The following is a 23,162-nucleotide window of genomic DNA, read 5'->3' as shown; positions in this document are numbered from 1 at the left end:
CGTATATCTGTCGCATGGGCGGGGTTATACGCGCGGTTTGCCCTGCGGTCCAGCCATGCTGTGAAGGGTATTGCGGCAATTGCAGCCAGAAACGCGCCCGGATGGGCAGGCTGCACCCCAACCAAGGGCCTGCATATCCCGCCCTGCCCGCATTCAGGCGCGGCCCCCCTGCAAACCGCCCGGATTTCACCTTGGCCAAAAGGCCTGAATCCCAACGCCGGATCAGCCGCTTTTCGTGTCGGAACTGGTGAGCCCGTCAAACACCCCCGTCAATGCGCGGCTCATCAAATTGGTCACTTTCGGGCGCGGCAAGGCAGAAAACGGCATCGGTCGGCACAGGTCCATCGCGGCCACCCCCACCCGTGCGGTCAAGGCGCCGTTCACCACACCTTCCCCAAAGCGGCGCGAGAGTTTTCCCAAAATCCCACCCCCGGCAACCGAGCCGATCAGGTCATCGCCCAGCGCCAAGGCGCCGGTGGCAAGCAAATGCCCGATCACCCGGCGCATCAGTTTCAGGCTGCCCAGCGTCCCCGCCCGCCCACCATAAAGCGCCGCAATCTTGCGGATCATCGACAGGTTTGAAAACAGCGCCACGGCAACATCGGCCAGCGCCAGTGGCACAATCGCCGTCACGGTTGCCACGCGGCGCGCGGCCGCCTCTATCTCGGCCCGTGCGGCCAGATCAATCGGGCCAAGCAATTCCACCTCGGTCAGGTTCAGCAACGCATCGGCATCCAGCACATCGCCGCGCCTCTCGGCCAAACGTGCCGCCCCCCAACGCAGATCCGCGCGGTTTTTATAGAGGCTGATCATGTGATCAGTCACTTTGGCGGCAGGTTTCAGCAGGTTCGCCAGCCGCGCCGCTTCTACCTCGGCGCGCAAATGGTCAAGCCGCCCAAGCCGATAGAACCCCAGCGCCTCACGCAGGGCCAGCCCCAGCAGTGCCACAATCGCCAAACCTGTCAGACCGAATGCAAACCAGCCCAGCACCGAATTGCGCGCCAGCATCCCGATCACAAAATCATAAACCGCGACCGAGATCATAAAACTGAACAGGCTGCCCAAGACCCAGGCCGCCAGCCGCACCAACCCCGAGGGCTGCGCCCCAGCCACCGCAACCGCTGCGGCCATCGCGCGCCCTTCGGGCAAGCCCAGATCAGGCACAGGCGGCGCATCCGACGGTGTGGATTTGGGCGCATCATCAAGGTCGATCAGTACGGGTTTGGCCATCTCGGCTCCTTGTTCATTGCATCCGCCCTTAGCCCAGACGATCTGTCAGCAAGAAATCCGCCGCGCGGTCCAGGCGTATATGGGGCGGGCCATCGCCGGGGCGCAGGGCCAGGCGGGCGGGGGCAAAGGACATGATTGAATAATCAGCATCCAGCCAGCGCGCCTCGCCCTTGCGGGCCGGGCCCAGCAGGTGGTTGGGGTCTTCGGGCAGCAGGCCCGCAAACATCGCCGCTTGCTTGCCGGTGCCCAGCAACGTGCCCCGCACCAGATCAAGGGTTTCGCCGCCATGGTCACGGGTTTCCTCGATCGTGGCACGCAGGGCAGCAAGCGACATGGCGCGGGTTTCCGCCCCGGCAAAGGCGGCGCGGTCGCGCGCCTCACGCAGCAGCGCCTCGGTGATCGCGGTCAGGCGTGGGTGCTGCGAATGGTGCAAATGATCGGCCTTGGTCGCCGCAAACAAAATTTTATCTACCCGCTTTCCCAGTAAAAGCGTACTTAGAAAGCAATTCTGGCCGGGGCGAAACGCGCCCAGAATTTCGGCCATGGTGCGGCGCATATCCTCTAGTGCAGTTGGGCCAGCATGAATGGCGCCCAGCACATCCATCAACACAACCTGCCGGTCAATCCGCGCAAAGTGGTCCCGGAAGAACGGGCGCACAACGCGGGCTTTATAGGCCTCGAACCGCCGGTCCATTTCACGCCACAGACTGCCGCGCGGGGTTTGGTTGGGCTTGGGCAAAGGCGCAAAGGTCAGCACCGGACTACCCGCCAGATCCCCCGGCAACAAGAACCGGCCCGGCGTGCAATCAGACCACCCCGCGGCACGCGCCGCTTGCAGGTAGGTGGTAAAACTGGCGGCAAGCGCTTGGGCGCAGGGTTCGTCCAGCTTTAGCCCCGCATCTTCGGCACGCGCCCGTGCCATGAAATCGGCGGCCTCGCTACGCTGCGCAACACGCGCCAAGGTAGACTCGGACCAATCGGCATAGGTCTTGTCCAACAGCGCAAGGTCAAGCAGCCATTCGCCAGGATAGTCAATGATATCCAGATGAAACGTGCGCGGCCCGGTCAGCCCACCGATCAGCCCGCCGAAAAACCCCAAAGGCTGCACCCGCAAAGACAGGCGCAGTTCCGATATCGCACGCGTAGAGTCGGGCCAATGCGGCGTGGCACCCGTCAGCGCTGCAAGATGCGTTTCATAATCAAACCGCGGCAAGGTATCATCCGGCTGCGGTTGTAAAAATGCGGCTTCGATGCGCGGGGCTGCGCCAAACTGGGGCATCCGCCCCCGGTCCAGCAAATTCGCGACAAGACTGGTAATAAACACGGTTTTACCAGCCCGTGACAAGCCCGTCACGCCAAGCCGGATCACCGGCTCAAACAACGCTTCAGAAACCCCCGACATCGCGCTTTCAACGCCACGGCTCAGGCCATCTGTAATTCCACCCAGCACCAAATGCCCTTTTCTTGCCTGTTGCGCCAAGATAGGCGCTTCAACCGCCGGTTCAAAGGGGGAAAGATACATAAGCGGTACTCCGGCACCGTATCAGCCCCTTGTCTCCGCAAATGCCACGCGGTAACCGGGGCATATGCCACGCTATGCACTTAAAATAGAATATGAGGGCGGGCCCTTCAACGGATGGCAACGCCAGGCCGAGGGGCAAACCACGGTTCAGGGCGCGATTGAATCTGCGCTGGCCCGGCTGGAGCCGGGACCGCATACGATTGCGGCCGCTGGACGCACGGATGCGGGCGTGCATGGGCTTGGTCAGGTTGCGCATTGCGATTTGGTCAAAGCATGGGACCCGTTTCGACTGGCGGGCGCAATCAACGCGCATCTGCGGCCATTGCCTGTGTCCGTCACTGACTGCGCGCTGGTCGAAGATACATTTCATGCCCGGTTTTCAGCCTTGGAACGGCGCTATCTCTTTCGCCTCATCACCCGCCGTGCGCCAGTTACACATGATCGTGGATTGGTCTGGCAAGTAGGGCATCCGCTGGATATTGTCGCCATGCGAGAAGGGGCAACGCATCTGATCGGACTGCATGATTTCACCACTTTCCGGTCGACGATGTGCCAATCGGCATCCCCCGTCAAAACCCTGGATGAGATCGTGATTACCGAACTGCCCTATCCAGAGGGCAAAGAATATCACTTTACGCTTCGGGCGCGCTCATTCTTGCACAATCAGGTTCGCTCGATCATCGGCACCCTTGAACGCGTGGGGGCAACGAACTGGCCCCCCAACCGCGTGGCAAAGGCATTGGCAGCCAAAGACCGCGCCGCTTGCGGGCCAGTTTGCCCGCCACAGGGATTGTATCTTGCCGGTGTCGGCTATCCCGCCGATCCTTTTTCGTGAATGTTTGTATCTGGCTTGTCGGTAGCGGGGGCTGTCAGCCCCCCTTCGCCTGACGGCGAATTCCCCCCGAGGATATTTTTGCCGAAAAGAAAGCGGAGACGAGTCCAGCGCCCCATCGTGGAGAACCTCCAGTGATAGGGCGCTTTCTCTCCGGGCGGTCATCGGCTTCCCAGCCTGTACCGCATTTGTGACACTAGGCTCTCAGGGTTAACACTTTATGAACGGCTTTCTTTTCGGCAAAAATATCCTCGGGGGTGAATGGCCCCAAAGGGCCAGAGGGGGCAGAATGCCCCCTGCCTTGTCTCCCTTTTGCACATCAGTTCAAGTCTTTGAGCAGACGGCCATGGCGGCGTAATTCTGTCAGGATAGCGCCGAAATGGGTCAGGCCGCGCCCTTGCAACATAGGCAAGAGCTTCAGAAAGGCGTCAGCGGTCGCGACGCTATCGCCAATGGCAGTATGGCGGGCCTCTTCAGGGATGGTGATTGACAGCCGGTGCGTCAAGGCATCAAGGCTGTGGTCTTCATGCTGTCCAAAAACCACAGCGGAAAGCAAGACCGTGTCGAGGATCGGGTTGTCAAACCGTGCACCGATGGCGGCTTCATGGCGGCGCAGAAATTCCATATCAAAAGGTGCGTTATGGGCGATCAACACGGCGCCTTCGGCAAACTTGTGAAAGGCGCGGCCTGCGGTGGCAAAGTCAGGGGCTTCCGCCACCATCGCCTCGGTAATACCATGCACGGCGGTTGAAGACGCAGGGATCGAGCGACCGGGATTGACCAGCATGTCAAACACCTCGGCTTCAACCCGCTTGCCGTTCACGATCCGTACGGCGGCAATCTGCACAACCTCATCCCCCTGGCCCGGCAAAAGGCCTGTAGTCTCGGTGTCGAATACCACATAGGTCAGGTCGGCCAGTGCCGAGTCTGCCACCTTGTCATTCCGCGCCTTGCCAAGCAGGTCGAAATCATAGACCACCGCCCGGGCAATCGGTTTCGGTCTTGGCCCGCTGCGGCGCGCGATGCGGATGGGCAGGCATATGGCCTGGCGGCCATCTGCCAGCGTTTCGGGCCAGATATCAGTCGCATGGTTGGTCAGCACATGGCGGCCGGTTACCCCCGGCACATCTTCATCCAAGCCCGCAGCCAGCCATGTCTCCAGGTCAGCGATCCGCAGGGCATTCCCTTGCCAAGACAGGCGAAGCAGCGCGTCAGTGCTGTCTTCTTCTACCGTCAGGCCAAACTGGGTAACCGCCAGCCCCTCTGCCACCCCAAGCGCCATATGGGCCAAAAGCGAGATCACTTCAAACCCGTCGCAACGCAGCAGCAACGGCGCATCGTCGGCCTGTAGGGCCAACCCGCGTGCCTCCAGCCGTGCGCGCAGGCCGTCTGTCAGATCGGCCACGCGCAATGGCGAGCGTGGAACAAGATCCGCCTGCCCTTCGTCGCGCCGCTTGGCAAGTTCGGTTATGGCCTTGCTCAGGCCATCCGCCTCTTGGCGCAAGGCTGCATCCATGGCAGGGGGCGTGGCAGTGCCTTCTGGCAGCACGGCAAGCAATGCGCGCAGGTTGGCTGCGGGTCTGCGCACCCGGTCAAGCACCTCTGTCAACAGCGCCTCGCGTTTGGCATGGGCGGCCAGATCGGCGGTTACATCGCGCAGGGTCAGCACATAACCGGGGGCTGCAGCCCCATCCTTTGGCAACAGCCGCATTCTTGCCGCCAAAATCTCGGCCCCGTCGCGGGTGGCGCAAAGCAGATCCGAGGCGGCGTCCTGATCTTCGGCCTCGGTCAGGCGGTGATGCGCGTGGCGGATCGGGCCTTCGCGCAGATAGTCAAACAGCTTGCGGTCAAGCCCCGGTGCCGCGCCCTTGCTGGCGGCGCCGATCAGATCGACCGCCATACCATTATAGAACACCAGTTGATGATCGCCCGAACACAGCAGCACCCCCACCGGCACGTCCGACAACAGGGCCGCCAGCCGGTTTTTCTCGGATGACAACCGGGTTGTTTCGCGGGCCACGGCCTCGGCCAGGGCATTGCGGGTTTCTGACAGGGTCAGCGCTGCGGCATGTGCCGCGGGGGCCAGATCGCCAAGGTAGCGCGCGACCGAGGGGTCCATCGCCGCACTTACATCGGCATGCGCCCGCGCCCGTAACGCGCCGGCCAGCAGGTCGATGGGCTTGGAGACGTTGACGTCAAACAGATACCAGATCGCCGCCGTCAGCCCCAACACGCCAAAGCTGCCAATCACCCCACCTTGCACAAAGGCATTCAGACTGGCTGGCGACCCAAGACGGTGATACCCAAGCATCAACCCAAGGCAGAGCAGCCCCACAGCCCCAATTGCAAGAGCGGCAAAGAACAAGAACACCCGCATCCGCAAGCCAAGGCTTTCCAACGCATAGGGTTTGGCATTCGGCGTCATGGCTGCCCCCTTTGGTCACAGGGGGTGATGCGGCTGTTTTGCATGGCTTTGCCTTTTCCGCTTTGATGTATCAACGCTCCAACAGACGGCGCACTTCGGACCTTAGCTCTGTCAATTCAAAAGGTTTTGAGATGAACCCATCCGCGCCCAGCGCCAGCCCCTTTTTGCGTTCAATCGCTGATCCGCGCGCGGTCATCATCAGGATTTTGATGGCGGCCAGATCCGGGTCCAGCCGCATGGCCTGACAAATCTCATACCCCGACATTTCCGGTAGCATCACATCCAGCAGCACCAGATCAGGGCGCATAGCGCGGATACGGGCCAGCGCCTCGCCGCCATTGGCCACGCGGTCATGGGCATAGTTTTCGCGCGTCAGCAGGTAATCAAGGGCGAGCGCGATGTTGTCTTCATCCTCGATCACCAAAATACTGTGTTTTCTGCCATCACCCTTGGGCATGGTTTTCACCCTTCCTGACAAGCGGCCCTTTGCATTTCATCTTGCGAATCGACATCCATCCATGTCCCGCCGGTCAACGTGCCATCGGGGGCAAATTCGGCGCCTTCCATCAGGTCTGCACGGCGGCCAGCGGCACAGTCAAACGCCAGGGCCACGCGCTTGGTTGGCGACCAGCGCTGCACCAACAGCACATCAGCCCGGCGAAACGCGCTGTTTTCCATGCTTTTGACCATCCCGGCCCGGTCCAATGCCGCAAATCGCTGCGACACGGGGAACAAATACGTCCACGGGCGATAAAACACCTTGTCGGTCGGCGAAGACAGGATAACCACCTGATCGGGCAAGGCGCCGGTTGTGCGCCCATGCCATGAATATTCATTCCAGATCGAAAACAGCAGCATGCCCGCACCAATCGCGGCGGGAATGGCCCATTTCGGCACCCTGCCCTTGGTCAGGTGGCGCAGAATGACGACAAAGCCCGCAAGCCCCGCCCCGGCTGCCGCGGTGCCGATCAAATCCATCAGCATAGGGTTACAGCTTTCATGAACGGGCCCCTCGGGATTGGCCAATGGCCGATTGCATGGTGCGCACCACAACAAACGCATCGCGCAGATGCGAGCGCTCAAAATCCGACAGGTCGGAGGGTGCCATGAAGTTGTCGGGCTTGCGGCCCGACCGGATCAGCCGCGCTTGATTTTCCAGCCGGATTTCAGCGATTTTATCATAAGCCTCAATCAGATCCCGCGCGCCCGAGGTCGAGATCACCCCCGCCTCTTCTGCCGCCACCAGACGGGCGCGGGTGTTGACGGCGGTCAACTTGCCGATCAGCGCATAGACCCGGCCCAGATCAGCAACCGGAACCACGCCGGAATGTTTCAGGTCAATATGGTTTTTGTATTCGCCTGACCGGATCGTGGCAAAGCCGCGCAGCAGGCCAAGGGGCGGCGAATGTGTCAGACTATTGGCGATCATATGCGCGACGAAGATAGAGTTTCGCGCGGCCATCTCCAGGGTTTCGCCTTCCAGATCGTGAAACAGCCTGACCGCACCGCCGATGGGGCGCTGATCGAACATCACGCTTGCCAGCATCTGCGCCTTGGGGTCGGGCTGCGCCACCCATTTTCGGAAATACTCGCGCCAGACCCGCACGGGCTGACACCATTGCGGATTGCTCGCCATCATATCACCGGGGCAATAGAAATACCCCACCGTATCCAGCCCATCGCTGACAAATTTTGCCAGCGCCGCGAAATACGGCATATCATCGGGCGTCACTGCGTCATCCAGCATGATACAATTATCTTGGTCTGATACGCCGGTTTGTTCCTGTCGGCCCTGCGACCCACAGGCAAGCCACAGATAGGGCACAGGCGGCGGCCCGAGTTCGGCCTCGGCCAGCTTCAACAGGCGGCGGGTCACGGTATCGGCGATATCGGTGATAAGCCGGGTCACCACCTCATGCGGGTTTTTAGAGCCGACTAGCTGCGCCAGAAGCGCCGGAATACGGGCGGTAACCCCCGCCATTTCATCAACGGTTTCGGCCATTGCCGCATCACGCACAAGGCTGGCCGAAGACACCGCCTGAAACCGGGTCAAATCGGTCTGCGTGACCATGCCAACCAGCCGCGTGCCCTCTACCACCGGCAAATGGCCGATACGCCGTTCCAGCATGATATGCAGAATGTCAGACCCAAGATCATCGGGCCGCAGCGTTACGGGATCGCGGGTCATGATGCCGCCAACCGGGCTTGACGGGTCCAGCCCGATGGCCATCACCTTGTTGGTCATGTCGCGGGTGGTGACGATGCCCAAAAACACGTCGTCTTCGACAATGCCAAGCGATGAGACGTGATGATCGCGCATCTTGGCGGCAGCGGTGCGGATGCTGGAATCTGGGTCCAGCGTCACGGGCTTGCGCGCCATCAGATCGGCAACTTTTTGGGTGGTCAGGTCGGGGCCGCGCGCCTCTGCCCCGCGACCCCGGCTGAAAAAGCGGGCAAATGCAGGGGAATTGGCGATAAGGCGGTGAAACTCGGCGGTGGGCAGCATCAGGGTAACGGTGGTTTCGGTGGCCCGTGTTGTGGTGACAGCCAGACCGCCACGCATCAACCCACGCTCGCCAAACGAATTGCGGGGGCCAAGCAACGAAACAAGCCCGCCTGACGGCTCCAACACCTCTACCGAGCCGCGCTTGACCAGAAACAACCCAGCAAGGGCCTCGCCTGTATGGTAAATCTCTTCTCCGGCGGCAAATTCACGGCGTACGAACACGCCTGCAACCTGCGCCAGATCATCCTTTGACAAAGTGTCATAGGGGTGGACGGTTTCCAAAAAGCTGATGATCGCGGCTTGCGTCATGAATTGGTCTCCGCCTTTGATCCAAGTAGGAAAAGCACCCCCCGATACAGGACCGGGAGGCGCAAGATTTGTTTAGTGGCCGGTTGCCGCACCCGCACCTTTCGGTACGCGAATGCTTTCAACCAGATCCTGGATATGCGCCGGTGGCGCTTTGGTTGCGCTGGACACAGCATAGGCGACACCAAAGTTGACCAAAGCACCAATCGCGCCGAACGACGTCGACTTGATCGAGAGCAACAGCGGGTTCGCATCTGTGAAGCTGTTGGTATCCGGGATAAAGAACCAGCCCTTGTGCAAGAAGATATACACAATGGTGATACCCAAACCAGCCAACATACCCGCCACAGCACCCGCGTTATTGATGCGCTTGGAGAAGATGCCCATCATCAGCGCCGGGAAGATCGACGATGCTGCCAGACCAAAGGCAAGTGCCACGGTTTGCGCCGCAAAGCCCGGAGGGTTAAGGCCCAGATAGGTCGCAACAATGATGGCAACCGACATCGAGATACGCGCCGCCAGCAATTCACCCTTTTCCGAGATGTTCGGGTTCAACTGCCCCTTGATCAAGTCATGGCTGATGGCGGAAGAAATCGCCAGCAACAGGCCCGCAGCAGTAGAAAGTGCCGCCGCAAGACCCCCCGCCGCGATAAGGGCAATAACCCAACCCGGCAGATGTGCGATTTCGGGGTTGGCCAGAACCATGATGTCATTGTTCACGGTCAGCTCGTTTCCGGCCCAGCCTTTTTCAGCAACACTTGCGTTGAAGGCTTCGTTTTTGGACTTGTCGTTATAGTACTGGATCTTGCCGTCGCCGTTCTTGTCTTCGAACTTCAACAGGCCGGTGACTTCCCAGTTTTTCATCCATGCCAATTCAGGCTTGGTCTGGATTTCTTCCAAAGACAGTGCCTCGCCCGCAGTTCCGCGCGGCCACATTGTATCGGTCAGGTTCAGACGACCCATTGCGCCCAGCGCCGGGGCAACTGTGTAAAGCAATGCGATGAACACCAGCGCCCAACCAGCAGAAGACCGCGCGTCAGACACTTTTGGCACCGTAAAGAACCGCACGATAACATGGGGCAGACCCGCAGTCCCGATCATCAGCGACATGGTGAACAAGAACATGTTCAACGTGGTATCGGTATGGCCGGTATATTGGGCAAAGCCAAGCTCTTGCACGATCTGGTCCAGTTTTGCCAACAGCGGCATCCCCGATGCAGTGTGCTCCGAGAACAGGCCGACCGGCGGCAAGAATTGCCCGGTCAGTTGCAGCGAGATGAACACAGCCGGAATGGTGTAGGCCGTGATCAACACGATATATTGTGCAACCTGCGTATAGGTGATGCCCTTCATGCCGCCAAGAACCGCGTAAAAGAACACAATCGCCGCACCGATATACAGGCCGGTCGAAACCTCGACCTCCAAAAAGCGCGAGAAGGCAACACCAACGCCCGTCATCTGGCCGATAACGTAAGTGACCGACGCGATGATCAGGCAGACCACGGCCACCATGCGGGCGGTCGGGCTGTAGAAACGGTCGCCGATGAATTCCGGCACGGTGAACTTGCCGAACTTGCGCAGGTAAGGGGCAAGAAGCATCGCCAGCAGCACATAGCCGCCGGTCCAGCCCATCAGATAGGCCGAGGTGTCATAGCCGCCAAAAGAGATGATGCCAGCCATGGAGATGAAGGATGCCGCAGACATCCAGTCCGCACCGGTTGCCATACCGTTCAGAACCGGGTGAACGCCGCCACCGGCGGTATAGAATTCGGCGGTGGAGCCCGCACGGGCCCAGATCGCAATCGCGAAATACAGCGCGAACGACCCACCGACAAATAGCAGGTTGAGGGTAAACTGATCCATATTTTCTGTTTCCCTTACTCTTCCACGCCGTGTTCGGCGTCAATTTTACCCATCTTCCAAGCATAGAAGAAAATCAGCACGAGAAAGACCAGAATGGACCCTTGCTGTGCAAACCAAAAGCCAAGGTCAGTACCCCCGACCGCGATACCCGACAGCATCGGGCGCAGAAGAATGCCAAAGCCGAAAGAGCACAAGAACCAGATGACCAAGCAGATGCTGATGATTCTGACGTTCGCGCTCCAATAGGCGTTGGACGATGATTTGTCCGCCATTTGCGTAACTCCCTGTTTTGTTCCTCAACCACCCCCGCAGAACACGAAGGCAGCCCCTTCCCTCGTTAGCCCATCACCCGTTTTACAGCGGCCGACATGGCATCTGCGACCGTTGCGATGTCAGCCATCGCATCAACCGTTTCCAGAACACCCCGATCTTTGTAATAGGCGATAAGCGGCGCCGTCTGGGCGTGATACGCGGTCAGCCGCGCCCCCGCCGTTTGGGCGTTGTCGTCGGCACGGCGTTTGAACTCCGTCCCGCCGCATTTGTCACAAACACCCGCCGTTACGGGTTGTTTGAACCGGTCGTGATAGCCCTCGCCACAAGTGGCGCAGGTATAGCGGCCCGCGACGCGGGCAATCATCGGTGCATCCTCGACCTCCATCGAGATCACCGAATTCACACGCTGGCCGGTGCTGCGCAGCACCTCATCCAGCGCCTCGGCCTGCCCCGCTGTGCGGGGAAAGCCATCCAGAATAACGCCGCGCCGGGTGTCGGCGTCGGCCATACGATCCTTGAGGACCGCAAGCACGATATCATCCGACACAAGGCCACCGGCCTGCATCACCGCATTGGCCTGTTTGCCCGCCTCGGTGCCCGCAGCCACTGCGGCGCGCAGCAGATCGCCGGTTGAAAGCTGCACCAGGCCAAAGGCTTCTTCCAGCATGCGGGCCTGCGTGCCTTTGCCCGCGCCCGGTGGGCCAAGCAAGATAAAGACGGCAGGTGTGCGTGTTGCCTCTGCCATAGGTCAGGCCCGATTCATACGGTTGGCAATCAGATCCTCAACCACGGACGGGTCGGCAAGCGTCGAGATGTCGCCAAGCGCTGCGTAATCGTTTTCGGCAATTTTGCGCAAGATGCGGCGCATGATCTTGCCCGAGCGGGTTTTCGGCAGGCCGGGGGCCCATTGGATCAGATCAGGGCTGGCAATCGGGCCGATTTCGGTACGGACCCATTTGATCAACTGCTTGCGCAAGTCCTCGGTAGGCTCCACATCGTTCATCAAGGTGATATAGGCGTAAATGCCCTGCCCCTTGATCGCATGCGGATAGCCGACCACGGCGGCCTCGGCCACCATCGCGTGGGCAACCAACGCGCTTTCAACCTCGGCGGTGCCCATACGGTGCCCCGAGACGTTGATCACATCATCAACGCGGCCCGTGATCCAGTAATAACTGTCCTCATCCCGGCGGCAGCCATCGCCGGTAAAGTAGTAACCGGGATATTGGCTGAAATAGGCTTCCTCGAACCGTGCGTGGTCGCCCCAAAGCGTGCGCATCTGGCCCGGCCAGCTATCCGCAATGCACATGACCCCTTCGGCCACGGTTTCCGATTGAAGCGCGGCGGTTGCGGCATCCAGGACAACAGGCTTGATGCCAAAGAACGGCTTGGTTGCCGACCCCGGCTTTTGTGGAATTGCGCCCGGCAACGCGGTGACGATATGGCCGCCGGTCTCGGTTTGCCAGAACGTATCGACAATCGGGCATTTGCCCTTGCCAACATGGGTGTTGTACCAGTTCCACGCCTCGGGGTTGATGGGTTCCCCGACCGAGCCGAGCAGCTTCAGGCTGGACAGGTCATGCTTTTCAACCCATTCGGGCCCCTGCGCCATAAGCGCACGAATAGCGGTAGGCGCAGTGTAGAACTGGTTGACCTTGTGCTTGGCGCACACCTCCCAGAAGCGGCCTGCGTCGGGATAGGTCGGCACACCTTCGAACATGATCGTGGTCGCACCATTCGCCAGCGGGCCGTAGATGATATAGCTGTGGCCAGTCACCCAGCCCACATCAGCGGTACACCAGAACACATCGCCATCATGGTAATCAAAAGTCATCTGATGCGTCATCGCGGCGTAAACCAGATAACCGCCCGAAGTATGCACAACCCCTTTCGGCTTGCCGGTGGACCCAGAGGTATAGAGAATGAACAGCGGATCTTCGGCATTCACTTCGACATAAGAGCAATAGGGCGCAACGGCGGCCATCTCGGCCTTTACATCGACATCGCGGCCCGAAACCCAGGTTGTCTGATCGCCGGTGTGCTTGACGACAAGGCATTTCACCCGGTCATCACAATGCAAAAGGGCCGCATCGGTATTGGCCTTCAATGCAGTTTTGCGCCCGCCACGCGGGGCGAAATCGGCGGTAATCACGCATTTCGCCTCAGAGTCGTTGATCCGGTTCGACAGCGCATCGGGCGAGAAGCCCGCGAAAACGATGGAGTGGATGGCGCCAATCCGCGCGCAGGCCAGCATGGCATAGGCGGCCTCGGGGATCATCGGCAGGTAGATGACAACGCGGTCGCCCTTGGTCACGCCATGCGCCTTCAGCACATTGGCCATGCGGCAAGTGTTTTCCAGCAGTTGCGCATAGGTGATGTGCTGCGCCGGTGTGTCGGGGTGGTCCGGTTCCCAGATAATCGCTGTCTGGTTGGCGCGGGTGGTCATGTGGCGATCAACGCAATTGGCCGAGACGTTCAGCTGGCCATCCTCAAACCACTTGATCGAAACCTTGCCCAGCTCAAACGTGGTATCCTTGACCTTGGTATAGGGCTTGATCCAATCAACGCGCTTGCCCTGCTCGGCCCAAAAGGCCACCGGATCGGCGACAGATGCGGCATACATCGCCTCATAGGTAGCCGCATCCACATGCGCATTGGCGATAAACGCATCAGAAGCGGGATAGACTGAACCGGCTTGAACGGGTTGCGACATGACTGTTCCTCCTCATTGCGGGCAGCATATTGCCCTTGGGCGCCCCGCCACGATGTGTGGCAGCTACCCTCTCCCTTAACGGCACTATACCTGAATAGTCAATTTTTGCGTAACTCTTTTTACAACAATGATTTTCTTGTAAATTTATTTACGAACTAGGCCTTATATCTGTAAATTCCAGAAATTATGGCAAAATTTTGATATTGTTTTTCAAGCTGATAGCTGTTCACAAACCAGTGACAATTCTGGCAGACCGCCAGCTTGGGGGCTGTTTCGCACTGATGTCACGCAACGTTATGCCGCATCTGCCGCAGGGTAACATGGCGCGGGGCACGCCGGTTTGCCTAACCTGATTCGGGCAATTTTTCCTGTCTGGCCGCAGCCAGAACAGCCTCGACTGCCGCAATATCATCCAGGTAAGTCACCCGCGGTTCGCGCAACCCGTGGCTTTGCAGCATCGCCCTGACCTCGGCATTGGTCGCGGTGAAAAACAGCTTGCCACCCTTGCGTGCGGTCTTGTGGGCCAACAGATCAAACGACCGCGCCCCGGAACTGTCGATAAAGGGAACATCGGTGAAATCTACGGCAAAGCCTTGCGGCGTGTCTGCAATCTGATCCAGGACGGCACCAAGCCGCGCCGCAGCCCCAAAGAAATACGGGCCCCGCAAATAGCACACCGCCAGCCCCGACGGGCTGGCTTCGCTTGGGTCATAGCGGCCTTTTCGTTCATGGTGGCCCACCTCTGTCGCGTCAGACATGCGGCGGATGAACACGGCACCGCCAAGGGCAACACCCACAACAATACCCGTGGTCAGATCTCGAAAGATCACCAGCGCGAAGGTTGTCAAGACCACCAGCGCATCGGCCCGGCTGAAGCGGATCAGTGACCACAGCTCCTCTTTTTCAGCCATGTTCCACGCCACAATCGCCAACACCCCGGCAAGGGCTGCCAGCGGGATATAGGCCGCAAGCGGTGCTGCGATCAGCATGAAGCCAAGCACGAACACCGCGTGCAGCATCCCCGACACCGGGCCGCGCGACCCGGCCCGCACATTGGTTGCGGTGCGGGCAATCGTTCCGGTCACGCATATGCCGCCAAACAGGGCCGAGCCGACATTCGCCACCCCCTGCGCCACCAGTTCGGCGTTGGAGCGGTGCCTGCGCCCGGTCATCCCATCGGCCACAACGGCCGACAGCAACGATTCAATCGCCCCCAGCAGGGTAAAGCTGACAGCCCAGGGCAGCGCCGCCCAAAGTTTTGCGGCAGATATTTCCGGCACAGCCGGGCGCGGCAAACCGCTGGGCAGGCCACCAAAACGGGTGCCGATGGTTTCCACTTGCAAACCAAACAGCGCGACCAAGACCGACGCCACCACCACCGCCATCAGCATCCCCGGCCAACCGGGGCGCCACCGCTTCAGCCCGACGATCATCGCGATCGTCGCCCCGGCAACCGCAAAAGCAGCAGCATTGGCGGTGCCCCGCGCCTGCCACAAAACGGGCAGCTTGTGCAAAAGCTCGCCCGGCTCGGTCACGGCCAGATGCAGGCCGAACAGATCACGCAACTGGCTGGCAAAGATGATAACCGCAATCCCGGCGGTAAAGCCGACAGTGACCGGATACGGGATAAACCGGATATAGCTGCCAATGCGCAAGACCCCCACCGCAATCAGCAACAGCCCTGACAGCAAGGTTGCCAGCACCAAGCCCTCGATCCCGGTTGCAGCCACACAGGCTGCAACCAGCACGATAAAGGCCCCCGCCGGGCCGCCAACCTGAAACCGAGAGCCCCCGAAGGCAGACACCAAAAACCCGCCGATGATTGCGGTATAAAGCCCGCGCTCTGGCCCAACACCGCTGGCAATTGCAATGGCCATCGACAAGGGCAGCGCCACAATCGCCACGGTCAGCCCCGCCAATGCATCTGCCCGCAGATCTTGAAGACCATAGCCTTCACGCAAAACCGTAACCAGTTTTGGCAAGAATTCCGGTGCGTCGCTCTGGCTTGTCTTGGTCATGGGGTGCCTGTATCGCTGCTTGTGGCAACAAGACGCCCCGCGCAAACCCCTTGTCAAGCGCACAGCGCAAGAAATGGCCCCGATGGAACAACGCCCAGACCCCACTCCGCCCGCCGATGCGACAGAGATAGCTGTGGCACAAGGGTTCTTGCACCTGACGCACGGGGCATTATCCTATATCGGAACCGACGGGCTGCCGGGTATCAGCCGCATCTCACTGGGGCGCGATGATCTGGGCAGGCCGCTGACCCTGATTTCCGCGCTTGCGCCTCATTTCGCGGGTCTGCGTGCAAACCCCACCTGCGCCCTGCTTTTGGGAGAGCCGGGGCCAAAGGGTGACCCGCTGACGCATCCACGCCTGATGCTGCGGGCGCGGGCCAGTTTTGTCGATGCAACACAGCGCCCGCCCCTGCGCGATCTATGGCTTTTGGCGCATCCCAAAGCCAAGCTCTATATTGATTTTGCCGACTTTGCCTTTGTGCGCCTTGATCCGGTTGACGCGCTGCTTAACGCAGGCTTTGGCAAAGCACGCCGCCTTTCGGCGCTGGATTTGCTTGCCTGACCATAAATGCGCCTGAATCTGCAACAGGCAAGACGTTTCCATCCCGCCTGTTGCGCTTGCCTTGCGTCCACGCCGTAAAGATCAGTTCGGGTTATCGCAGCGGATCGTCGCGTGCACCCGCCCCCGCACAGCCTTTGGCCACCGCAGGTAAATCATGCGCGCCCCTGTCCCTTTTTCCGTTTCGGCATAGGGTGTCACATACTCGATCACATTCAAGGCATTTCGTACCGCGTTTTCCATGGTAAGGCCCGGCATATTGCGCGCCCGCCCACCAAACGGCAAATAGCCCTCGGTGTCGATAACCCAGGTATCGGCTGCGGTGTTCTGATCATGTTGAATCGTGACCGGGCTTTGCGTGATCTGATTGATGCCGTTAAAGGCATTCGACTCGACAACCACATTACGAAACCGGGTAAAATCAAGCGTCGAATGGGTGGTATCGACCCGCTCCACCCGATCTATATTGGTATTCACGGTTCGAAAGGCATTGTCATTCATCGTAAAGCCGTTGATGAAATGGCCCGGACCATATGGGGTGATGACGACAAAACTATGTGACGCAGCCGTATCGTTGCAGGTAAAGATATTGCCCGTTACCGTCAGCCCGCCGAACGAGTATTCGGCATTGAACTCTGGCGCAGAGTCATGCTCATTGCCCCATTCAATATAGCAATTGTCGATATAATTCCCGGTAATCAACGTTTTTATGTTGGTTGAGGTAAAGACAACCCCCGCACGCCGCACGCCTGCCGATTCATCATCCCCCTGAAAGAAATGATTGCCGATCAGCATATTCCCAGAGCCACCCAGAACCGCAAAATGCGCAAAGCGTACAATGCGATTATCGCGGATTTTCGGATCGTTGGAATTCACGTTCAACGCGATCGTCGTCCGGTCCTGCACCCGCAACGGCTGTTCATTCGACAAGAACTGGCATTGATCAACATGCAACCCCTGGCACCCTTCACCGATAGAGGTAATGGCCCGGTCTTTTGGCTTGTTGAAGTTGCAATCCGCAAAGATGAAACCGACACCCGCAGGCGGCAAATTCACCGCACTGGCAAGGCCGTTGCACTGAAATTCCATATCCCGGATCTCAAACCGGCCCAGTTTTGAAAAACCGCTGAAATCCAGCAGGTATTTGTACCGCGTGAATGTATAGGTGCGCGTGCCTGCGGCGCCCCAAAGCGGGCGGCTCAGCTCCACTGTGCCTGCGCCCACATCCTTGGATTTGACATAGATCTCGCGCCCCACCCCGGTTCCCGTCACGCGTGAACCGACGATGATATTGGCCACATTGGCCACCCCCGTCAGGCGCATTGCATTGCTGTTGGGGGTGTAGGTTGCCACCGAAGTCGCGCTGGAGTTGCCCCAGGCCGTTGAATTCCCGGCCTCCAGCATGCCGTTTGCCAGGACGCGGCGCTGCACCAGCGTATTCAGCCCCGAAACCGCAGCCACATCCACCGGGTTTTTCAGAACAACCCGCCGTGCGTTAAGATCAAAGGTTGTGTGATCGGTGAAATAGAACAACACCTGAAGCCCACGACGAAAGCCTTCTTCCTCGTCGCCAAAGGCGGCCTCATAGGTATTCATGTTATAGTCGCGCGTGCAGGACAGGCGGAACTGCGGCGGCATTACGACCGTGCCCTCAAACTTGACCTTGGACGAAAAGGTGACATTGGTATTCAGAAAATAGGTCCCGGCAGACACCAGCACCGACAACCCGTTGAGGCGCGCAAACGTATCCGCCGCATCAAAGGCGGGTGCATCATCGGCGACACCATCGCCGATCGCCCCAAAATCACGCACATCAACCCAAGTCATCATATCACGCAGAAAAGCCGCAGTGATGTCTTCAATTTCAATGTCGTCGATGCGGACCACACCACCATTTGACCCGGTTAGATCAAGGCCGAAATGGCCGTAAACCGGGGCCGCGCCCCAGGCCATGCTGACCCCCGGCCGATTGGAGGTCGAGATGATCGCCGAAACGGTCACGACCTCGCCATAGCTTGTCAGCGCAACGGCAGGCCCGGTTTGCGGAACCCCCGTTACATTGGTGTTGTTCGACGCCCCGGCCCAGGCCGCAATCCGCACCGTTGGCAGGTTGCCAGCAATGGCCTTGACCCGCGCCGTCACCCGAAGATACAGCCCCGGAAGGATCGGCGTTTCGGCAAAGGACCGCAGTTTTTGCGTGCTCGTGATCTTTTGCAGCTCAAGACATCCGCCAAAATCCTGATCTGCCGGGACAAAAGCAGCGTTTGGCTGGCCGGCATAGCTGCCGGAGCCTGGCGTGCCATTTTCACGCGACCACAGATTAAGCCCCGCCGAAAACGGGGGGGGCGTCAGCACCAGCCCGTCAGTAATCGCTTTGTTCATTGATCCAAACCCTCACGTTTTGCGCGTTTCGCAAGACAAGCCGCTCAGCGACCTACCAAGACAGAGGTCAGGATTAGCGAGAACGGGTTAATTCAGGTTAAGACCAGCGTTCGCTGCACGCTGCCGCCCCGCAACAGATCAGCACCGCGCGGCAAGGCTGTGCAAAACCTTTGCGGCCGCGCTGTCGGGGGTCATTTCACCGCGTGCAACCGCATCGCCAGCGGCCCGCATCGCCTCGCGGGTTTCGGGTTTTGCCGTCAGGGCCGCAAGCAGACCCTGGCGCACTTCTTCTTCAAACCAATGCCGCGATTGCGCGGCGCGGCGGGTTTCCCAATGGTTATTTGCCTTGCGCCATTCGGTCAGGGCTTGCATTTCCACCCAGGCTTTTTCCAGCCCCGCATCTTCCAGTGCCGATACGGTCAGCGCTTTGGGAAATCCGCCAGGGTCTTGCGGGCGGCGGCGCAGCAGCCGCAAGGCGCCTGCATAATCGGAACATGTACGCAACGCGGCAGGCTTCAAATCGCCATCGGCCTTGTTGACCAGAATGATATCGGCCATTTCCATGATGCCGCGCTTCACGCCCTGCAACTCATCCCCGCCCGCAGGGGCAAGCAGCAAGATGAACAGATCGCTCAGCTCGGCCACAACGGTTTCCGACTGGCCAACGCCAACGGTTTCAATCAGAACCACATCAAACCCCGCCGCCTCACACAGCGCCACCGCCTCGCGCGTGCGCCGCGCCACACCGCCAAGATGCGTCTGACTGGGCGACGGACGAATGAACGCCAAAGCCTCGCGGCTCAGCCGTTCCATGCGGGTTTTATCGCCAAGAATAGACCCCCCCGACCGCGCCGAAGACGGGTCCACCGCCAGCACGGCAACACGCAACCCCTGCGCCACCAACATCAGCCCGAAACTCTCGATGAAGGTCGATTTTCCGACCCCCGGTGTCCCTGACAGCCCGATCCGCAGCGCTTGCCGCCCCGTGCTGCGCAAACGATCGGCCAGTTCCAACGCCAGCGCACGATGCTCGGCGCGGGTTGATTCCACCAGGGTGATCGCCCGCGCCAAGGCCCGCCGATCCCCGGCTGCAACGCTTTGTGCTATTTGTGAAACATCCATAGGGCGGCTCCGGCAAGGTTTCGCTTGAATTTGCGGGGATATTCGACAAAGTGACGGCTTTGTCATCTTTACCCCCAAGCTTAGGGGTTTTTTGCCCCGCCCATGGTCTATATTCCAGACGAAGCAGGAAAAAAACGTCTGAAAGCGTGAATATGCGCCAAAGACCAAAATACCTTGAAGAATTGAGGAACGCATGACAGAATCGCTTCGCATTGCCGCACTGGTCCTGGCCCTTGGCGCTGCCATGCCAAGCACCGCATCGGCCGACCGGGTTGAAGACAAGGCCACGTTTGATGTCGTGATCCGTGGCATCAGCGCCGCCACCCTTGCGTTTTCCGCCCTCGAAGACGGAAACCGCTATGCCGTGTCTGGCCTTCTCAAAAGCGCTGGCATTGCCGCGATGTTTCGCAAGATCAGCTATACCGGCACGGCCAGGGGCGCAGTTTCCGGCACACGCTATACCCCGTCCAGCTATGTCGAGGATTCCGATAATGGCAAAAAGAAATCAACCAGCAAGATGACCTATACGCGCGGGGTGCCAAGTGCCGTACAATATACCCCTGCCCGCGAAGGCCGCGATAAAGACGTGGACCCCGCAACCATGGGCGGCACCGTGGATACGCTGACCGCGCTTTACGCCATCTTGCGCGATGTCGATGCCGGGCAGGAATGCAAGGTCAACCTGAAAATGTATGATGGCCGCTATGTCAGTTCCATCGCCATTGCCAAGCCGCAAGCAAAGAAAGATGCCGTGCTTTGCTCTGGCCAATACCAGCGGATCGCGGGCTTCAAGCCAGAAGAAATGGCCGAACGCACCACCTTTCCCTTTACCCTTACCTACCAGCCCGCCGGTAATGGCCGGATGCGCGTGACCGAGATCGCGATGGAGACTATCTATGGTAAAGCCGCAATGAAACGCCGATAAGACCTGCGTGACAAACCCGAACCAACCCCTGCCGATTGATGAGGCGCTGCCCCGCTTGCTGGCCGCATTGCGCGCCCGCGGCATGGCCGTATTGCAAGCGCCGCCCGGCGCGGGCAAAACCACCCGCGTACCCTTGGCCATATTGGGGGCGGGCCTGACGTCGGGCCGCATCTTGATGTTGGAACCCCGCCGCCTTGCCGCCCGCACATCGGCCGAACGCATGGCCGAAACACTGGGCGAACCTATTGGCCAAACTGTCGGCTACCGGGTGCGCGGCGAGGCAAAGGTAAGCCGCGCTACCCGCATTGAGGTGGTGACCGAGGGCATTCTGACCCGCATGATCCAATCTGACCCCGGCCTTGAGGGGATCGGCGCCGTGATCTTTGACGAATTTCACGAACGCAGCCTGAACGCCGATCTTGGCCTTGCCCTGGCATTGGAACTCCGCAGCGCATTGCGCGACGATCTGATTTTGCTGGTCATGTCAGCCACGCTTGATGCCGCCCCGGTGGCCGCCCTGATGGGCGACGCGCCGCTGATCAGTTCCGAAGGCCGCGCCTATCCGGTAGAAACCCGCTGGCTGCCCCGCCCCCTGCCGCCGCGCGCGCGGTTGGAAACCGAAACTGCCGCCCTTATCCTGCAAGCCTTGGAGGAATGCCCCCAAGGCGGCCTTCTGGCTTTTCTGCCCGGCGAAGGCGAAATCCGCCGCACCGAGGCCGCACTCCGGGGCCGCTTGCCCGCAGGCTGCATCATTCGCCCGCTGTTCGGGAATATGGGCTTTGCCGATCAACGCGCCGCCCTCGCCCCGCAGGCACAGGGCCGCAAGATCGTGCTGGCCACCGCCATTGCCGAAACCTCGCTGACGCTGCCCGATATTCGCGTGGTGGTGGATGCCGGAAAATCCCGCCGCGCCCGGTTTGACCCCAATTCCGGCATGTCACGCCTTGTTACCGAACGTGTCACCAAGGCCGAGGCCGCGCAGCGCAGGGGCCGCGCGGGCCGTGTTGCCCCCGGCACCTGCTACCGGCTTTGGACCAAGGGCGAAGAAGGCGGGCTGGCCGCATTTCCTCCTGCCGAGATTGAAGCGGCCGATCTGACGCCCCTTGCGCTGGAACTGGCGCTTTGGGGCAGCGCCGAAGGCCTGGCCTTTCTGACAGTGCCAAATCCCGGCGTGATGGCCGAATTGCATGCCCTTCTTGCCGCACTTGGTGCCTTGAAAGGGGGCCGCATCACCGATCATGGCCGCGCCTTGGCCGCCCTGCCCCTGCACCCGCGCCTTGGGCATATGCTGCAAACTGCCGGCGGCGGCCCCGATGCCGCCACCCTTGCCGCACTACTGGCCGAACGTGACCCGGTGCGCGCCGCCCCCCCCGATATTGCCCTTAGGCTTGCCGCTATCGCCAACCCGCGCCACTTTGAAGACACCCACCCCTTTACAGCAGATCGTGGCGTGATCGAGCGGATCAGATCCGAAGCCAAGCGCCTGACCCGCAGCACCAAGACCAGCGCGCTCAGCCCCGGCGAACTTGCTGCCCTTGCCTATCCTGACCGCATCGGGCTGCGCCGCAAGGGCGATGACCCGCGCTATATCCTGTCGGGCGGCAAAGGCGCGGTGATGGACGCGGGCACGCCGCTTGCCGCCCATCGCCTGATCGTTGCCACCGATCTTGACGGCGACACGCGCGAGGCCAGAATTCGTCAGGCCGCCCCGCTGCACGATGCCGAACTCCGCAACCTTTACAGCGATCAGATCGCCTGGGTGGATCTGTGCGCGTGGTCACGCCGGGACGGCAAGATCATTGCACGGCGGCAGGAATGTTTTGGGGCATTGGTGCTGGATGATCGCCCGTGGCCCGATGCCCCCCCCGAGGCCATGGCCCGCGCGGCTTTCGAAGGGCTGCGGGTGATTGGCCTGCCCTGGACACCCAGTGCCCAACGTCTGCGCGCCCGCGTTTACCTGTGCCGCGAAGATGGCAGCGACCTGCCCGATCTAGCCGATGAGGCCCTGCTGGCCGACCCCGACTGGCTGCTGCCCTATCTGACCAAGGCGAAAACCGAAAGCCAGTTACGCGCGCTTGACCTGACCGATGCCCTGCGCGCCCTTCTGGGCTGGGAGGCCATGCAACGGCTTGACCGCTTGACACCGTCGCATTTCGAAACCCCGTTGGGGCGCCGTATTCCGATTGACTATGACGGCGACGCGCCGGGGATTGAACTGCGCCTGCAAGAAATGTTTGGGGTGACGGCCCATCCGGCAGTCGGGCCAAAATCGCTGCCTCTGCGCATCACCTTGCTGTCACCGGGCGGCAAGCCGGTGCAGGTAACCATGGACTTGCCCGGCTTTTGGGCCAATTCCTATGCAGATGTGCGCAAAGATATGCGCGGCCGCTATCCCCGCCACCCATGGCCAGAAGACCCACGAGCCGCTGACCCCACATTGCGCGCCAAGCCGCGTGGCACCTGAGCCCCTGAGTTCACGCCAAGGC

The 23,162-nt window shown here is 60.3% G+C and carries 17 protein-coding genes; 4 read left to right on the top strand and 13 right to left on the bottom strand.

The window, feature by feature from the left end; genetic code table 11:
• Positions 1–222 precede the first annotated feature (222 nt).
• The gene (locus tag VDP61_RS05150) at positions 223–1,230 is read right to left on the bottom strand and encodes a TIGR01620 family protein (protein ID WP_323005873.1); all 1,008 of its coding nucleotides are present in this window, start codon (positions 1,228–1,230) and stop codon (positions 223–225) included.
• Positions 1,231–1,258: 28 nt separating this feature from the next.
• Positions 1,259–2,683 carry a YcjX family protein gene (locus VDP61_RS05145; protein ID WP_323006036.1) on the bottom strand — a complete coding sequence of 475 codons (1,425 nt, stop codon included), beginning with the start codon at positions 2,681–2,683 and terminating at the stop codon, positions 1,259–1,261.
• A gap of 133 nt (positions 2,684–2,816) precedes the next feature.
• Between VDP61_RS05145 and truA the strand changes: the two genes are divergently transcribed.
• Positions 2,817–3,587, top strand: coding sequence for a tRNA pseudouridine(38-40) synthase TruA (truA, locus tag VDP61_RS05140; RefSeq protein WP_323005872.1), 771 nt, complete (start codon positions 2,817–2,819; stop codon positions 3,585–3,587).
• A gap of 316 nt (positions 3,588–3,903) precedes the next feature.
• On the opposite strand, the gene VDP61_RS05135 is transcribed toward truA, so the two are convergent.
• The 9 genes from VDP61_RS05135 to VDP61_RS05095 form a co-directional block, all read right to left on the bottom strand.
• The gene (locus tag VDP61_RS05135) at positions 3,904–6,009 is read right to left on the bottom strand and encodes an exonuclease domain-containing protein (protein ID WP_323005871.1); all 2,106 of its coding nucleotides are present in this window, start codon (positions 6,007–6,009) and stop codon (positions 3,904–3,906) included.
• 70 nt (positions 6,010–6,079) lie between these two features.
• A complete protein-coding gene (locus VDP61_RS05130; RefSeq protein ID WP_323005870.1) occupies positions 6,080–6,466 on the bottom strand; it encodes a response regulator in 387 nt (128 codons plus the stop codon).
• A gap of 5 nt (positions 6,467–6,471) precedes the next feature.
• A complete protein-coding gene (locus VDP61_RS05125) occupies positions 6,472–6,993 on the bottom strand; it encodes a hypothetical protein (protein ID WP_323005869.1) in 522 nt (173 codons plus the stop codon).
• A 13-nt stretch (positions 6,994–7,006) separates the two neighbouring features.
• Positions 7,007–8,824 carry a DUF294 nucleotidyltransferase-like domain-containing protein gene (locus VDP61_RS05120; RefSeq protein WP_323005868.1) on the bottom strand — a complete coding sequence of 606 codons (1,818 nt, stop codon included), beginning with the start codon at positions 8,822–8,824 and terminating at the stop codon, positions 7,007–7,009.
• A gap of 72 nt (positions 8,825–8,896) precedes the next feature.
• The gene (locus VDP61_RS05115; protein WP_323005867.1) at positions 8,897–10,684 is read right to left on the bottom strand and encodes a sodium:solute symporter family protein; all 1,788 of its coding nucleotides are present in this window, start codon (positions 10,682–10,684) and stop codon (positions 8,897–8,899) included.
• A gap of 14 nt (positions 10,685–10,698) precedes the next feature.
• On the bottom strand, positions 10,699–10,956 hold the full coding sequence (locus VDP61_RS05110; RefSeq protein ID WP_323005866.1) for a DUF4212 domain-containing protein: 258 nt from the start codon (positions 10,954–10,956) through the stop codon (positions 10,699–10,701).
• 65 nt (positions 10,957–11,021) lie between these two features.
• Complete coding sequence (locus VDP61_RS05105; protein ID WP_323005865.1) at positions 11,022–11,702, bottom strand: adenylate kinase; 681 nt, start codon at positions 11,700–11,702, stop codon at positions 11,022–11,024.
• A gap of 3 nt (positions 11,703–11,705) precedes the next feature.
• Positions 11,706–13,670 carry an acetate--CoA ligase gene (gene acs, locus VDP61_RS05100; protein ID WP_323005864.1) on the bottom strand — a complete coding sequence of 655 codons (1,965 nt, stop codon included), beginning with the start codon at positions 13,668–13,670 and terminating at the stop codon, positions 11,706–11,708.
• A 344-nt stretch (positions 13,671–14,014) separates the two neighbouring features.
• Positions 14,015–15,688, bottom strand: a complete 1,674-nt coding sequence (locus VDP61_RS05095) for a SulP family inorganic anion transporter (protein ID WP_323005863.1) — start codon at positions 15,686–15,688, stop codon at positions 14,015–14,017.
• Positions 15,689–15,770: 82 nt separating this feature from the next.
• Between VDP61_RS05095 and VDP61_RS05090 the strand changes: the two genes are divergently transcribed.
• Complete coding sequence (locus VDP61_RS05090) at positions 15,771–16,250, top strand: HugZ family protein (RefSeq protein WP_323005862.1); 480 nt, start codon at positions 15,771–15,773, stop codon at positions 16,248–16,250.
• An 81-nt stretch (positions 16,251–16,331) separates the two neighbouring features.
• Here VDP61_RS05090 and VDP61_RS05085 read toward each other — a convergent pair whose 3' ends face one another.
• Positions 16,332–18,629 carry a glycosyl hydrolase family 28-related protein gene (locus VDP61_RS05085; RefSeq protein WP_323005861.1) on the bottom strand — a complete coding sequence of 766 codons (2,298 nt, stop codon included), beginning with the start codon at positions 18,627–18,629 and terminating at the stop codon, positions 16,332–16,334.
• Between the two features lie 138 nt (positions 18,630–18,767).
• Complete coding sequence (meaB, locus tag VDP61_RS05080) at positions 18,768–19,751, bottom strand: methylmalonyl Co-A mutase-associated GTPase MeaB (RefSeq protein WP_323005860.1); 984 nt, start codon at positions 19,749–19,751, stop codon at positions 18,768–18,770.
• Between the two features lie 193 nt (positions 19,752–19,944).
• Here meaB and VDP61_RS05075 point away from each other — a divergent pair, with 193 nt between their 5' ends.
• Positions 19,945–20,676, top strand: coding sequence for a DUF3108 domain-containing protein (locus VDP61_RS05075; protein WP_323005859.1), 732 nt, complete (start codon positions 19,945–19,947; stop codon positions 20,674–20,676).
• 7 nt (positions 20,677–20,683) lie between these two features.
• Complete coding sequence (gene hrpB / locus VDP61_RS05070) at positions 20,684–23,140, top strand: ATP-dependent helicase HrpB (protein ID WP_323005858.1); 2,457 nt, start codon at positions 20,684–20,686, stop codon at positions 23,138–23,140.
• Positions 23,141–23,162: the final 22 nt, after the last annotated feature.

Source organism: Pseudorhodobacter sp. (assembly GCF_034675685.1).
In the GTDB taxonomy this organism is placed as follows: domain Bacteria; phylum Pseudomonadota; class Alphaproteobacteria; order Rhodobacterales; family Rhodobacteraceae; genus Pseudorhodobacter.
Note: the sequence above shows the minus strand (reverse complement) of the source record. Positions and strands in the feature narration are given on the sequence as shown.

Bases quoted from the DNA above. Each gene is read 5' to 3' on its own strand.
- VDP61_RS05150 (WP_323005873.1), bottom strand. From the start codon at position 1,230: ATGGCCAAACCCGTACTGATCGACCTTGATGATGCGCCCAAATCCACA.
- truA (WP_323005872.1), top strand. From the start codon at position 2,817: ATGCCACGCTATGCACTTAAAATAGAATATGAGGGCGGGCCCTTCAAC.
- VDP61_RS05135 (WP_323005871.1), bottom strand. From the start codon at position 6,009: ATGACGCCGAATGCCAAACCCTATGCGTTGGAAAGCCTTGGCTTGCGG.
- VDP61_RS05130 (WP_323005870.1), bottom strand. From the start codon at position 6,466: ATGCCCAAGGGTGATGGCAGAAAACACAGTATTTTGGTGATCGAGGAT.
- VDP61_RS05125 (WP_323005869.1), bottom strand. From the start codon at position 6,993: ATGCTGATGGATTTGATCGGCACCGCGGCAGCCGGGGCGGGGCTTGCG.
- VDP61_RS05120 (WP_323005868.1), bottom strand. From the start codon at position 8,824: ATGACGCAAGCCGCGATCATCAGCTTTTTGGAAACCGTCCACCCCTAT.
- VDP61_RS05115 (WP_323005867.1), bottom strand. From the start codon at position 10,684: ATGGATCAGTTTACCCTCAACCTGCTATTTGTCGGTGGGTCGTTCGCG.
- VDP61_RS05110 (WP_323005866.1), bottom strand. From the start codon at position 10,956: ATGGCGGACAAATCATCGTCCAACGCCTATTGGAGCGCGAACGTCAGA.
- VDP61_RS05105 (WP_323005865.1), bottom strand. From the start codon at position 11,702: ATGGCAGAGGCAACACGCACACCTGCCGTCTTTATCTTGCTTGGCCCA.
- acs (WP_323005864.1), bottom strand. From the start codon at position 13,670: ATGTCGCAACCCGTTCAAGCCGGTTCAGTCTATCCCGCTTCTGATGCG.
- VDP61_RS05095 (WP_323005863.1), bottom strand. From the start codon at position 15,688: ATGACCAAGACAAGCCAGAGCGACGCACCGGAATTCTTGCCAAAACTG.
- VDP61_RS05090 (WP_323005862.1), top strand. From the start codon at position 15,771: ATGGAACAACGCCCAGACCCCACTCCGCCCGCCGATGCGACAGAGATA.
- VDP61_RS05085 (WP_323005861.1), bottom strand. From the start codon at position 18,629: ATGAACAAAGCGATTACTGACGGGCTGGTGCTGACGCCCCCCCCGTTT.
- meaB (WP_323005860.1), bottom strand. From the start codon at position 19,751: ATGGATGTTTCACAAATAGCACAAAGCGTTGCAGCCGGGGATCGGCGG.
- VDP61_RS05075 (WP_323005859.1), top strand. From the start codon at position 19,945: ATGACAGAATCGCTTCGCATTGCCGCACTGGTCCTGGCCCTTGGCGCT.